We start from the raw sequence: 13,151 nt of genomic DNA on the forward strand, positions 1-13,151 counted from the left end.
TTGAATGGGTTGGCGTGGGTTCTTGATGACTCAATGATAAACCCTGAAGCGGGGTACAGGGTCAAGCTCTGGTAACGACAGGCGGATAAAGGCGGAGTGTTGTCGCGACAGGCGTGAATTCGAGCACGCCACGTGCGCGGATCAGGCGGCGGAACGTACCCCGTGCACGCGCGGCACGGAGTACACAGCGGTCGGCCTCAGTACATGTGCAGGCCGCCGTTGATGGAGAAGTCGGCGCCGGTAATGTAGGCGGATTCGTCTTCCGCCAGGAAGGTCACGATGCGACCGATTTCGTCCGGCTCGCCCAGACGGCCGACCGGAATCGATTTGGCGATCTTTTCCAGTACGCTGTCATCGATCTTAGCCACCATCGGCGTCATCACGTAACCCGGAGATACGGTATTGACGGTCACGCCCTTGGCGGCCACTTCCTGTGCCAGCGCCTTGGTGAAACCATGGATACCGGCCTTAGCCGCCGAGTAGTTGGTCTGGCCGAACTGCCCCTTCTGCGCGTTCACAGACGAGATGTTGATGACACGTCCGAAGCCCTGTTCAATCATCGGGTTGATGACCAGACGGGTCATGTGGAACATGGAGTCCAGGTTGGCCGTGAGCACCTCATCCCACTGCTCCCAGCTCATCTTCTTGAACTGGCCGTCACGGGTGATGCCAGCGTTGTTGACCAGCACATCCACGTCACGCCCGGTCAGCTCCTTGACCGTTGCGATGCAGGCCGCGCAGGACTCTTCGCTGGTCACGTCGCCATAGGCCACGTCGATTTCATAGCCAGCCTTGCGCTGCTCTTCCTGCCAGGCCTTGGCCTTGTCATGATTGCCGCCGCTGTTGTATCCCGCGACTACGTGATAGCCGGCATCGACCAGCTTGCGGCAGATCGCTTCCCCCAGACCACCGGTGCCACCGGTGACCAATGCAACTCGTTTACTCATGTTTCGCTTCCCTTTCCATGTTATCGGAGCCTGTTCCGCTCGGACGCATATCATGTGCGGCCTGTGCAGAGCGGGGGCCGTCAGGCTGAGTGTACGGTTTGATTATTATGCGTGACGATTCTTATGCTTGTTGTGCCAGTCACTTCACTGATCATAGTCCATTAAAACGATGTCAGGAGTATGACTTTGGTGCATCAGGGAAAGTCCTGAGTCTCAGGATGCAGGCACCATGGCCGACTCGGTGGCCAGGGTTTTGAGGTAGCGGCGCATCCAAAAGGTAGCCACAACGGCGGTGATCGCATTGGCCAGCACCAGCGCGCTGAACATGCCGGTCAGACCGAAGAAGTGGTTGCCCAGCCACCCCAGGGGGACATACATCAGGAACAGCCGGAACAGGCTGATGCGCATGGCCCGCATGGGCTGATGCAGGGCGTTGAAGGACGAGGCACTGAGAAAGGTCATGGCCTGGAAACCGAAACCGGCCGGCACGATGAGCATCCACATCTGCAGCCAGCGCGCGACCTCCGGGTCCTTGCTGAACAGCCCGGCAATGGCGCCGGAGGCCAGTACCAGCACGGCAAAGATCAGTAACTGCCACACCAGTGCAAAGCGAATGGCGGTACGATATGCGGTTTTGACGCGATCGATCTTGAGGGCGCCATAGTTCTGGCTGATAAAGGGCGGCAGCGTCATCGACAGTGCCAGACAGACCAGCAGCGACAGAGATTCGATGCGTGCACCGGCACCGAAAGCGGCAACCGCCTCGGCACCGTGAACGGCCACCAGCGATGTCAGAATACCGTTGGCCAGCGGCGTCATCATGTTGGACAGCGCCGCCGGCAGGCTGATCGACAGCAGCTTTTTCCAGTGCGCCAGCAGCGTCTGCAACCGGGGCCGTGTCAGCAGCAGCATGCCCTTGCGGTGATACAGCAGGTGTAATGCCAGCAGGGTGGTGATGGCCCAGGCGAGCACACTGGCAATGGCTGCCCCGCGAATGCCCAGCGCCGGCACGGGGCCCCAGCCGAAAATCAGCAGCGGATCGAGCAGGATGTTGAGCAGCGAGGAGAGCAGCATCACCGTGGCCGACAGCCGGGTGTCGCCGGATGCTCGAAAGGTGCTGTTGCAGACCATGTTCAGCACCAGAAACACCGAGCCGGCAAACCAGACTTCCATGTAAGCATCGATCAGCGGCATCAGCTCGGGATCCGCCCCCATGAGGCGGAAGATCGGGTCGGCAAAGTGCTGCCCCGCCACACCGACCACCAGCATCAGCAGGGTCGTCAACAGCAGGTTATCGGTCGCCAGGCGCGCCGACGACTCGCTGCTGCCACTGCCGATCAGCCGTGCCAGCGTGGCCGAGGTCCCCACCCCCAGACCAATTGCCAAACTGACCACGGAAAAAGAGACCGGAAAGGTGAACGCCAGCGCCGCCATGGGCGCCGTGCCCAGCTGGGCCACAAACCAGATATCGGCCAGGTTGAACAGCATCAGGCTGACAATGCCCAGCATCATCGGGACGGTCATGCGCACCAGGGTTGGACGAATGGGCGCGTTGAGCAGGTCGGGCCGACGGGACATGCAGCTCCTGTGTCTGGTCAGTATCGTTGGATGAAAAGACCCGCAGTGTAACAGAAAAGTCCAAGCCCTCGCCGGTACATTGCCATTGACTCGCCCTGCGCTCTGGAACTGTTATTTGCTTATTACATATTAGTCTTTAAAGATGATTGATCCATAGCGCAAAAGAATTAGCATGGCTATCCTTCATCAGTACTGATTCAGCTACTGCTTGACCTGAGTTCTCAACCCGTGACGGCCCCCAACCCGGACGATGCAATGAACAAGACTGAAAACCTGAGCGGCTTTGCTCTCCTCGCTCTGATTCTGACCGCCGGCGGACTCGCGCTGGATTCCGACATTTTCTTCCGCCTGCTGGTCGGCCTGGGCTTTGGCTACGCCCTGACCCGTGCCGCGCTGGGCTTTGCCGGCAGCGTCAACCGCGCCTACCGCGCCGGCTCCACCAAGCTGATGCGTGCCCTGATGCTGATGTTCGTGGCGACCGCCGTGGCGTCTACCGCCTTTCTGTACAATCAAAATCCGCGGGATTTGAATCTGTGGGTCAACCCGATCAATGCCGGCCTGATCATCGGCGGCGTCCTGTTCGGGTTCGGCATGTCCTTCGCCAGCTGCTGCGCCTCCGGTGTGCTGACCTATTTCTCCAGCAACCTGACACGCCCGGCCCTGATCCTGACCTGTTTCGGCGCCGGGGTTTTCCTGGGATTCCCGCTGCAGGCCACCCAGCCCTGGATTACCGACACGCTGATCTCCACCCCGACCTATGCCAATCAGGGCGTCTACCTGCCGGACCTGTTCCCCAATGACCCGATGAAGGGCTATTTCGGCGCCATTGTACTCACCGCTGCACTGGCCGCACTGGTCAGCTGGCTGGCACACCGCTACGAGCAGCGTCGCCGTCGCAACGACACGTACATCGGCGTAGCGGCCGAACATGCACAGGCCGAGCAGAAGCCGCACAACCTGGGCGAACACCCCTTCTTCAGCCGCCAAACCTATGAGGCCTTGTTCGTGTCACGCTGGTCGATGACCACCGGCATTGCCGTCATCGTGGTGTTGTTCACCCTGTTGATGGGCGTGACCGGCGCCGGCTGGGGGGCGTCTACGCCGTTCGGACTCTGGTTCGGCCGTCTGCTGATCGCCTTCGGTGCCGACCCGGCGGCCATCGCCGAATTCACCCATCGCCCGGTGCAGGCCTTCACCATGCCGTTTTTCAGCCACCCGGTTAACGTGCAGAATATCGGCATCATGCTCGGTTCGGTGGTGTCTCTGCTACTGGCCGGACGCTTTTTCAGTGGCATATCCAAGATGCGCCTGGGCTTGAAGGAAGCCGTGCTGCTGATCATTGCCGGTCTGGCCATGGGCCTGGGTACCCGTTTCGCCAACGGCTGCAACGTGGGTGCCCTGTTCACCCCGATCGCCAACTTCTCCCTGTCCGGCTGGATTTTCCTGGTGTTCATGGTTGCCGGTGGCGTACTTGGCAACATGACCGGCAAGCGACTGCAACAGGCCTGAGCCGTCACGGTCGATACAAGCCCGGTGGTGCATGCCGCACTGCCGGGCTTTTCTTTTGCGCTCGCTACCATCCCTGACTGTAACAACACCTTGCCTCTTGCCGCGGAGACCGATGATGGCGCATGATGACGCCGGTCGTGGTCATCGATAACAAGGAGCCGTTGTGATACCCGCACTACAGTATGTTCTGATCCGCTGGCTGCTACTCTCTGGGGTCGGTCGAACCATCCGCATCCACTACTGGAACGGTGTGCTCAGCAAAGAGGAGTGTGCCAACTGATACGCCTGCGCTGGTATCAGCACAAGGGAAACGTACCCGGTTTCTGACCGCCATTCAGGCAGTGGTATGATCCACGTTTTGAACTGTCTGGATGCGACCGTGAACCTGATCCTGCTCTACACCTCCGACTTTATCGACCCGCACCTTGTCCGCATTGGGGACCGTCGCTTTCAACACATGCGTAGCGTGCACCAGGCGGCCGTCGGGGAAACCTTCAAGGTCGGGGTGCTGAACGGCCTGATTGGCCAGGGCCGGGTTACGGCCATGACCGATGACTGGATCGAGCTGCGCATCCGGCTCAACCAGGCACCGCCTCCGCCCCTGCCCCTGTCCCTGGTGATGGCACTACCTCGGCCCAAGATGCTCAAGCGCACGTTGGAAACACTGGCCACGCTCGGGGTCAAGGATCTGTGGCTGATCAACTCCTATCGCGTCGACAAGAGCTACTGGTCCACCCCGATCCTGCGACCGGAAAAGACCCTTGAGCACCTGCTGCTGGGGCTGGAACAGGCCGGGGACACACGCCTGCCCCGGGTGCATCTGCGCAAGCGCTTCAAGCCGTTTGTCGAGGACGAACTGCCGGCCATTGCCCGCCACACCCGCGCACTTGTCGCTCACCCCTATCAGGCGGCGCCCTGCCCGGCACCCTCGGCCGCCCCCACCACCCTTGCCATTGGCCCGGAAGGCGGCTTTATTCCGTATGAGGTCGAAAAGCTGCAGGCAGCAGGCCTTGACCCCATTCATCTGGGGCCGCGCATCCTGAGAGTGGAAACGGCCGTGCCGGTGCTGCTGTCACGCCTGTTCCCCTTGACGTTTTGACCCCAAGGCTCGCTCCGACTGATCTGGCGCAATGGTATTGCCGAACAATAACCTCATATAATGCATTGCTATAAGCCGAAAACAAGAATCATACTCAATACCATTGACATGCGAACCAAAACTGATAACAATTCGCATTAAGTTTTTAAGCCCTTTTCGACTTCATGCCGGCAACTTCCGGCTGCATTGGAGACACAGGATGACCGCAAAAAAAGCATTACTGGCAGGCTTGGCACTTTCAACACTGGGCAGCGTGGCTCAGGCGGCTGACGAAGTGAATATCTACTCCTACCGTCAGGAATTCCTTATCAAGCCTCTGCTGGAAGCCTTCACCGCTGAAACCGGCATCAAGGCTAACGTGATCTTCTCCAAGAAAGGCCTGCTGGAACGCCTGGAGCACGAAGGTGCCAACTCGCCGGCAGATGTGATCCTGACCTCCGATGTCGGCCCGCTGCACGATGCCGTCGAACGTGACCTGGTCGGGACCATCAACAGCGATATCGTCGACGCCAACGTGCCAGCACACTACCGCTCCAAGGAAGACAAATGGGTCGGCTTGACCGCGCGCTCGCGTATCATCTACGCATCCAAGGATCGTGTAGAGCCGGGCGAGATCCAGTCCTATGAAGACCTGGCCGACCCGAAATGGAAAGGCCGTATCTGTACCCGCAGCGGCAAGCACTCTTACAACCTGTCCCTGATCGGTTCCATCATCGAACACGACGGTGCCGAGCAGGCCGAGCAATGGCTGGCCGCTGTCAAGGAGAACCTGGCGCGTCGCCCCCAGGGCAACGACCGTGCACAGGTCAAGGCCGTGAAAGAAGGTCAGTGTGACCTGGCACTGGGCAATACCTACTACTATGGCAAGATGCTGACCAACACCAAGGAGCCGGAGCAGGTCGAGTGGGCCAAGTCCGTTAACCTGGTATTCCCGAACCAGGATGACCGTGGTGCGCACATGAGCATCTCGGGTGCCGCACTGGCCAAGCACGCGCCGCACCCGGACGCGGCCATCAAGCTGATTGAATTTCTGACCAGCGAAAAGGCACAGCAGATGTACGCGGAAGTGAACTACGAGTTCCCGGTGCGTGAAGGCATCGAATGGTCTGATCTGCTGAAAGAGCACATGGGCGAATTCAAGGCCGATGAGGTCAATTTGGGCGATGTAGTCAAGCACCGCGCTGAAGCTTCCCGCCTGGTCGACAAGGTCGGTTTCGATAACTGATTTGCGGTTGAATAATCGACACTTGCGCGCTGAAACGGTAGTCTTCCCGGCTACCGTTTTTGTGCGTGTTACCGACTTATGACTGATATCACCGCTACCGCTGCCGCACCACTGATCGATACCCGCAAGCCGAGACGCTTCATGCCCGGCTGGTACTCGGTTGCCTGGGGCAGCGCCATTCTGGTGATGTTACCGGTGCTGGCCGTGTTCTGGCTGGCCCTTTTTCCCACCGAGAACATCTGGCCGCACCTGGCCGACACTGTGCTGCCAGTCTATATCCGCACAACGCTGCTGCTGCTAGCCGGCGTGGGTGGCCTATCCGTGGTCATCGGGGTCAGCACCGCCTGGCTGGTGACCATGTGCAATTTCCCCGGGCGACGGCTGTTCGAATGGGCGCTGCTGCTACCCTTTGCCATGCCGGCCTACCTGATCGCCTACCTGTATACCGATCTGCTGGAGTATGCCGGGCCGCTGCAGAGTTTTCTGCGCGAACTGTTTGGCTGGCAGACGGCGCGTGATTACTGGTTCCCGGAGATTCGCAGTCTCGGCGGCGCTATCAGCATGCTGACGCTGGTACTTTACCCCTATGTCTACTTGCTGTCGCGGGCCAGCTTTCTGGAACAGTCGATGAGCATTCGCGACGCCAGTCGCATCTTCGGCTGCACGCCGCTGCAGAGCTTTTACCGCGTCTCCCTGCCGATCGCCCGCCCGGCGGTTGCCGTCGGCCTGTCGCTGGTCTCCATGGAAACGCTGAACGACTTTGGCACGGTGGACTACTTTGCAGTGAAGAGCCTGTCGGCCGGGATCTACGATGCCTGGCTTAACATGGGCAACATCGGTGCCGCGGCCCAGATCGCAACCTTGATGATGGTATTCGTAATTCTGCTGATCAGCCTGGAGCGCATTGCTCGCTCGCGCCAGAAGCAGTTCAACGCCAGCGATCGCTTTCGCAGCATCGACCGCTATTCACTGTCGCCGCTGAAGGCACTGCTGGCCACCACAGCCTGTGCGCTCCCGGTCCTGCTCGGCTTTCTGATCCCGTTTCTGGTCCTGGGCAGCTATGCCCTGCCCCGCCTGGACCAATTTGCCGAAGCCGACTTCCTGGCCCATGCCAGCCACAGCTTCACCCTGTCGGCGCTGGCGGCCGTACTGACGGTAGCAGTGGCGGTCGTGCTGGCCTACAGCAAGCGACTCTATCCGGGGTTCAAGTCACTGACCCTGGCCACCCGCTTCAGCAGCCTGGGCTATGCCCTGCCTGGCGCCGTGCTCGCCATCGGCGTCATCATCCCGCTGGCCACATTTGACAACAGTATCGATGCCTTCATGCGCGAGCAATTCAACATCAGCACCGGGCTGCTGCTCAGCGGCACGCCCTTTGCCATTGTCTTTGCCTATTGTGTGCGCTTCCTGGCCGTGTCCACCGGCAGTGTGGAATCCTCGCTGGCCAAGGTCACGCCGAGCATGGACATGGCATCGCGCTCGCTGGGGCTGAATCCGCTGCAGACCCTGCGCCGTGTGCACCTGCCGCTGATTCGTGGCGGCCTGCTGACGGCCGTACTGGTGGTTTTCGTGGATGCCATGAAGGAATTGCCGGCCACCTTGATCCTGCGCCCGTTCAATTACGATACCCTGGCCACCTATGTGTACCAGTATGCGTCGGATGAGATGCTGGAAACCAGTGCGCTGGCGGCCCTGCTGATCGTGCTGGTGGGCATCGTGCCGGTGATTCTGCTGAGCCGCACCATCACGTCGACGCGCCAGAGCGAGTAGATTGATGATTTCGGGCCCTCATTCGCGCACAGAGTGCACTCACACGACTCCTCACCAGCCCCTGCGGGGTGCCCAACCGCACGAATCAAGGCCCTTACTGCAGTCTGCCCTGTGGACGTACAGGCCCGGTCAACTCTCAGGTCTAGCGCCGAATGGCGACGTAGATCCCCTCCAGGCGCATGCACACCTGTTCCTTGCAGATCACCTCGACGGTTAGCGCCAGCTTGGCCTTGCCGCGTTCACGCACCCGCTCGGCCAGCTCATCCGCCCGGGCAGCTTCGTCAAGGCTGACCCGCGTGACAAAGTCGTCCGTTACCGGTTTCAGGTACTTGAGGTGACTGTCGGCAATCACCACATCGCACACCAGACCACGCTCCTTCAAACACAGAGTGGTGAGACACCAGCCGGCGACCGTGGCGATGGCGGCCTGCGAGCCGCCAAACCCGGTCCCCTTGTCGTTGACATTGGGGGCCAGCGGCGTCGGAACTTCCAGCGCCTGGCCGTCCCAGTCCAGGCGTTCGATCCCCAGGTGCTCCAGCAGGGGGATCTGTGTTTTGAGCCAATCGAGAAAGTCATGGGTGTCTGTTGTCATGATGCTATCCTTGTAGTTGTCAGCAGCAGGTAGTTGTCAGCATCAGGGCCGGTTTGGTGAATGGGCACCTGACACCCGAACGCGGAGTGCGCTCCCGCGCCGACCGTTTTCGCACGCTGGCAGCACCAGCGGCCAGCTTTTCAGACCAGGATCCACCAGGTCGTGCTCATGTCCAGCTACGAACATGCACGCCACGCACGCTCATCCAAGCCCATTCAAGCCCATCAATCCCAGCGGGTTACGAAGGCATCAAGTTCCAGCTGCGGCGCTTCACGCTCACGACCGGGCTGTCCCAGGTAGATATAACCGACAATTGTCTCGCCTTCCCCCAGACCCAGGCCCTGATGTACATGGGGGTGATAAGCCATCTCGCCGGTACGCCACATGGCACCCAGACCCTGCGCGTAGGCAGCCTGAATAATGCCATGGGCAGCACAGCCGGCGGCAACCAGCTGTTCGCTAACAGGCACCTTGGGATGGTCACGGATCACGGCCACGACAGTAATCACCATGGGCGCACGCAGGGGCATGTTGCAGTATTTTTCATGGCGCGCCGGTGCCAGTTCGGGGTTATCCTGAAGCGCCGCCTCGGCATACAACCGGCCCAGACGCTCCAGCCCCGCCCCCTCGGCAACGATGAAGCGCCAGGGGCGCAAGGCACCGTGGTCGGGGGCACGTACGGCCGCCCGCAGCAGCGCTTCCAGCTGCTCCGGAGTCGGTGCCGGCGCCTCAAGACGCGGACAGGAGACGCGGTTGATCAGGGCATCGAGAGCTTCCATGGTGTTCCTCGCGGTTGATGGCAGGCAGCGCCATGGCTGCCGCCGGGGTTATTGGCGCGACAGGCGCAGGTTCTGCGGCACATCGTTGATGCTGGAGCGGTAGGGGTTGATATCCAGACCGCCACGGCGAACATAGCGCGCATAGACACTCAGTTTCTGCGGCCGGCAGCGCTGCCAGATATCCATGAAGATATTTTCGACACACTGCTCATGGAAATCGCCATGCTCACGGTACGAGATCAGGTAGGCCAACAACCCCTTGTGGTCAATCTGCGGCCCCTTGTAACGGATCTGCACACTGGCCCAGTCCGGCTGCCCAGTGACCGGACAGTTAGACTTGAGTAGATGACTGACCAGGGTTTCATCCTGCATCATGCCGCCTGCCTGCAACAACTCCGGTGCCGGTGTGTAGTGTTCCACCTGCAACGGTAGCTCATCCAGACAGCGCCCCTTGAGTTGAACCACCTCGACCGGCGCCGTCAGCGGCGTCAGGATCACCTCGACCGGCGCACCGGCTGCCGCGCTCAAATCCTGCCGCATCAGTCCCTTGACCTCGGCTTCGGAGGCAAAGCGGCTGAGGTTGAACGAATTCAGGTAGAGCTTGAAGGATTTGGATTCGATGATGTTGGGCGACACTGCCGGAATACGAAATTCGGCAATGCGCACCACCGGCTTGCCGCCCTGGTCCAGCCAGGACACCTCATAGGCGTTCCAGATATCCAGCCCGCGAAACGGCAATGAACTACGCTTGACGCCCTTGGCTTCCCAGTTGAGATCACGCGCAATCGGATACAGCAGCGCCGGATCATACTCGTTGACGTAGACCGTCTCCTGCCCCAGCGGAGACGCCTTAACCTGATGATGTTCACTCATTCACGAATCCCCTTGCCGGTTCTGAGCAGATACATGGCAAAGCCGCCCAGCAGCACGATAAAGCCGATGATCATGGCGAACGCAAAGCCGATGTTGATATCGCTGACACCGAGAATGCCATAGCGGAAGCTGTTTACCATATACAGTATAGGGTTGAGCTGAGACACGCCCTGCCAGAAATCCGGCAGCAGCTGAATGCTGTAAAACACGCCCCCCAGATAGGTCAGCGGTGTCAAAATGAAGGTCGGCACGATGGCAATATCATCAAAGGTCCTGGCATAGACCGCGTTGATGAAGCCTCCCAGCGCAAACAAGATGGCGGTCAGGATAACCACGCCAATGGTGATCAGAAGATGATGAATCTGCAGATCGGTAAAAAACAGCGACAGCAGCGTCACGATAAAGCCGACTATCAAGCCGCGAGAAGCTCCGCCAATGACATAACCGGCCAGAATGATCCAGTTGGGCACCGGCGACACCAGCAGCTCCTCTATATTGCGCTGGAACTTGGTACCGAAAAAGGAGGACACCACGTTGCCGTAAGAATTGGTGATCACCGACATCATGATCAGCCCCGGCACGATGTACTCCATGTAATCGAAGCCACCCATATCCCCGATCCGCGAGCCGATCAGGTTGCCGAAGATAATGAAGTACAGCGTCATGGTAATCGCCGGTGGCAGCAGCGTTTGCACCCAGATACGGGTGAAACGGCGGATCTCCTTGACGACGATGGTGACAAAAGCGGTCCAGAGCAACCGGGTGTTCATGTACTCTCCTGTTTCAAATTCTTGTCGACCAGCGACACAAACAGCTCTTCCAGGCGGTTGGCCTTGTTGCGCATGCTGGTCACCTCAAGGCCCAGTGCCTGCAGATGCTGAAACAGCGCATTCAGACCCGATGACTTGGGCACGTCCACTTCCAGCGTGTGCGCATCGCGGGCACGAATGACATAACCGTCCAGCCGAGGCAGCTCAGCGAAATCCCCTTCCAGGTCAAGAATGAAGGTTTCCGTATCCAGCTGCTGCAGCAGGGCCTTGATGCTGGTGTTCTGAATGATGGTGCCATGATCAATGATGGCGATGTTGCGGCACAGGCTTTCCGCCTCTTCCAGATAATGCGTGGTCAGGATGATGGTGGTCCCGGCCGCATTGATCTCGGTGAGGAAATCCCACATGGAACGGCGCAGCTCTATATCCACCCCGGCCGTGGGCTCATCCAGAATCAGCAACTTGGGCTCGTGTACCAGCGCCCGAGCGATCATCAGGCGGCGTTTCATGCCGCCAGAAAGCATGCGCGCACGCTCGTTGCGCTTATCCCATAACCCCAGCTTGCGCAGGTAATGCTCGGCGCGCTCGGTCGCCTGCTTGCGCTTGATGCCGTAATAGCCCGCCTGGGTCACCACGATATCCAGCACTTTTTCAAAAGGATTGAAGTTGAACTCCTGGGGCACGACACCCAGGCACTGCTTGGCTTGCGCCAACTGGGTATCAATGTCATGCCCGAACACGCAGACCTTGCCGCTGCTCTTGTTGACCAGCGAAGAGACGATCCCCAGCGTGGTTGACTTGCCCGCCCCGTTGGGGCCGAGCAGCGCAAAGAAATCGCCCTGTTCCACTTCCAGCGAGATGCCCTTGAGAGCCTCGAAACCATTGCCGTAGACCTTGCGCAGATCCTGTATCGATAAAGCTGTTGTCATGTCCTGCCTTTGTATCTGTTGGGTGTCGACACCCGCGACCTAGACCGTGAAATGGGTTGATAGATGTGGCTGAAACTTGAAAATTCAACCCAAGCGCCCCATTGTACCCGTTCTGCCGTTCGGGTTCCTGCCCGAATGGCCCTGATGATACCTGCAAGCCTCTGGAGCACCGCGTGACCGATTCCCATGCCTTTCACCTCAACCTGCTGAAAATCGCCTACAACAACCTGCTGCAGCAGGCCGACTTCAAGGGCGAGGATGCCGACCCGGTTAACCTGGAATTTCTGGACCTGTTTGCCTCGGTGGTAAACGCCTATGAGCAGCATCAACCTGACGCTTTCAGCGATGGCCAGGACTTGATAGTGCGCCTGGTACGCGCATACCCGCAACTTGTACCTCTGGTAGCACGCGACCTGTTCTGGCTATTTGGTGGCGAGTGTCTGCACTTCATGAGTGACGAGGAAATCGCACAGTTCCAGCGCCTGGATGAAGCGCTGGCCGAGGCACAGACCCAGCAGAGCGATATCGACTACCTGCAGCTACGCCAGGCCATTTTCGAGCCCGGCTCTGACATCCTGCACTGATCACCGACACAGGGGGTCGCGCCAAACCGACTTACGGCCCCCTGCGCATATTCCCCGCGTCCTCCAGCCCATCGCAACACAGCCTTACCCGAAACAGGAGAATACGGCACGGTAACGACCTATAACTCTCGCCCCGAACACAGCGCGTCCATAAGCGTGACACAACAGACCATGGCCGACGGCAAAAAACAGGCGTGAAACAGGATATGGTAGCGGTTTATTCGGTCTGACTATTCCAGACAGATCATCGAAAACAAAAAGCCATATGGCCGGAAGAATTGAATCTTGAGGGGTACGGTATAGAAAGACCGGAGCGGGAAACGAGACTCAAATGGTTCGACGTATCGATCGCGAGCCCGGCATAAAGAGTTGGGTCGCCTAAGATAAGACAATGAAATGGCGTTTTACTGATAGTAAATTTGGAGCGGGAAACGAGACTCGAACTCGCGACCCCGACCTTGGCAAGGTCGTGCTCTACCAACTGAGCTATTCCCGC

12 protein-coding genes and 1 tRNA gene are annotated in these 13,151 nt (G+C 59.3%); 5 read left to right on the top strand and 8 right to left on the bottom strand.

Annotation, left to right across the window (positions count from 1 at the left end):
* Positions 1–197 precede the first annotated feature (197 nt).
* Both phbB and KTN04_RS06695 read right to left on the bottom strand, forming a co-directional pair.
* Positions 198–947: an acetoacetyl-CoA reductase gene (phbB, locus tag KTN04_RS06690; RefSeq protein ID WP_217334442.1), complete on the bottom strand. Its 750-nt coding sequence runs from the start codon at positions 945–947 to the stop codon at positions 198–200.
* A gap of 213 nt (positions 948–1,160) precedes the next feature.
* Positions 1,161–2,525, bottom strand: a complete 1,365-nt coding sequence (locus tag KTN04_RS06695; protein WP_254262407.1) for an MATE family efflux transporter — start codon at positions 2,523–2,525, stop codon at positions 1,161–1,163.
* Positions 2,526–2,780: 255 nt separating this feature from the next.
* Here KTN04_RS06695 and KTN04_RS06700 point away from each other — a divergent pair, with 255 nt between their 5' ends.
* The 4 genes from KTN04_RS06700 (at position 2,781) to KTN04_RS06715 (ending at position 8,128) form a co-directional block, all read left to right on the top strand.
* Positions 2,781–4,034 carry a YeeE/YedE family protein gene (locus tag KTN04_RS06700; protein WP_217334443.1) on the top strand — a complete coding sequence of 418 codons (1,254 nt, stop codon included), beginning with the start codon at positions 2,781–2,783 and terminating at the stop codon, positions 4,032–4,034.
* Between the two features lie 379 nt (positions 4,035–4,413).
* A complete protein-coding gene (locus KTN04_RS06705; RefSeq protein WP_217334444.1) occupies positions 4,414–5,133 on the top strand; it encodes a 16S rRNA (uracil(1498)-N(3))-methyltransferase in 720 nt (239 codons plus the stop codon).
* A 199-nt stretch (positions 5,134–5,332) separates the two neighbouring features.
* On the top strand, positions 5,333–6,358 hold the full coding sequence (locus KTN04_RS06710; protein ID WP_217334445.1) for a Fe(3+) ABC transporter substrate-binding protein: 1,026 nt from the start codon (positions 5,333–5,335) through the stop codon (positions 6,356–6,358).
* 78 nt (positions 6,359–6,436) lie between these two features.
* A complete protein-coding gene (locus KTN04_RS06715) occupies positions 6,437–8,128 on the top strand; it encodes an ABC transporter permease (protein ID WP_217334446.1) in 1,692 nt (563 codons plus the stop codon).
* A gap of 142 nt (positions 8,129–8,270) precedes the next feature.
* On the opposite strand, the gene KTN04_RS06720 is transcribed toward KTN04_RS06715, so the two are convergent.
* The 5 genes from KTN04_RS06720 to KTN04_RS06740 all read right to left on the bottom strand — a co-directional run bounded on the left by KTN04_RS06720 (position 8,271) and on the right by KTN04_RS06740 (position 12,071).
* Complete coding sequence (locus tag KTN04_RS06720) at positions 8,271–8,720, bottom strand: YiiD C-terminal domain-containing protein (RefSeq protein ID WP_217334447.1); 450 nt, start codon at positions 8,718–8,720, stop codon at positions 8,271–8,273.
* 224 nt (positions 8,721–8,944) lie between these two features.
* Entirely contained in the window at positions 8,945–9,499 is a 555-nt protein-coding gene (locus KTN04_RS06725; protein WP_217334448.1) for a nitroreductase family protein, read from the bottom strand.
* A gap of 48 nt (positions 9,500–9,547) precedes the next feature.
* Positions 9,548–10,372, bottom strand: coding sequence for an NADPH-dependent 7-cyano-7-deazaguanine reductase QueF (gene queF / locus KTN04_RS06730; protein WP_217334449.1), 825 nt, complete (start codon positions 10,370–10,372; stop codon positions 9,548–9,550).
* A complete protein-coding gene (locus tag KTN04_RS06735) occupies positions 10,369–11,142 on the bottom strand; it encodes an ABC transporter permease (protein ID WP_217334450.1) in 774 nt (257 codons plus the stop codon). Before KTN04_RS06735 ends, queF begins: the two co-directional genes overlap by 4 nt.
* On the bottom strand, positions 11,139–12,071 hold the full coding sequence (locus KTN04_RS06740; RefSeq protein ID WP_217334451.1) for an ABC transporter ATP-binding protein: 933 nt from the start codon (positions 12,069–12,071) through the stop codon (positions 11,139–11,141). The genes KTN04_RS06735 and KTN04_RS06740 overlap by 4 nt, the downstream gene beginning before the upstream one ends.
* A gap of 173 nt (positions 12,072–12,244) precedes the next feature.
* Between KTN04_RS06740 and KTN04_RS06745 the strand changes: the two genes are divergently transcribed.
* On the top strand, positions 12,245–12,655 hold the full coding sequence (locus tag KTN04_RS06745) for a PA2817 family protein (RefSeq protein ID WP_217334452.1): 411 nt from the start codon (positions 12,245–12,247) through the stop codon (positions 12,653–12,655).
* A 420-nt stretch (positions 12,656–13,075) separates the two neighbouring features.
* Here the strand turns inward: KTN04_RS06745 and KTN04_RS06750 are convergent.
* A tRNA-Gly gene (locus KTN04_RS06750) sits at positions 13,076–13,151 on the bottom strand.

Source organism: Marinobacterium weihaiense, from assembly GCF_019061305.1.
Taxonomy (GTDB): Bacteria; Pseudomonadota; Gammaproteobacteria; order Pseudomonadales; family Balneatricaceae; genus Marinobacterium; species Marinobacterium weihaiense.

Coding starts and splice junctions, on each gene's coding strand:
- queF (WP_217334449.1), bottom strand. CDS start 10,372: ATGAGTGAACATCATCAGGTTAAGGCGTCTCCGCTGGGGCAGGAGACG.
- KTN04_RS06740 (WP_217334451.1), bottom strand. CDS start 12,071: ATGACAACAGCTTTATCGATACAGGATCTGCGCAAGGTCTACGGCAAT.
- KTN04_RS06725 (WP_217334448.1), bottom strand. CDS start 9,499: ATGGAAGCTCTCGATGCCCTGATCAACCGCGTCTCCTGTCCGCGTCTT.
- KTN04_RS06735 (WP_217334450.1), bottom strand. CDS start 11,142: ATGAACACCCGGTTGCTCTGGACCGCTTTTGTCACCATCGTCGTCAAG.
- KTN04_RS06695 (WP_254262407.1), bottom strand. CDS start 2,525: ATGTCCCGTCGGCCCGACCTGCTCAACGCGCCCATTCGTCCAACCCTG.
- KTN04_RS06715 (WP_217334446.1), top strand. CDS start 6,437: ATGACTGATATCACCGCTACCGCTGCCGCACCACTGATCGATACCCGC.
- KTN04_RS06710 (WP_217334445.1), top strand. CDS start 5,333: ATGACCGCAAAAAAAGCATTACTGGCAGGCTTGGCACTTTCAACACTG.
- KTN04_RS06720 (WP_217334447.1), bottom strand. CDS start 8,720: ATGACAACAGACACCCATGACTTTCTCGATTGGCTCAAAACACAGATC.
- phbB (WP_217334442.1), bottom strand. CDS start 947: ATGAGTAAACGAGTTGCATTGGTCACCGGTGGCACCGGTGGTCTGGGG.
- KTN04_RS06700 (WP_217334443.1), top strand. CDS start 2,781: ATGAACAAGACTGAAAACCTGAGCGGCTTTGCTCTCCTCGCTCTGATT.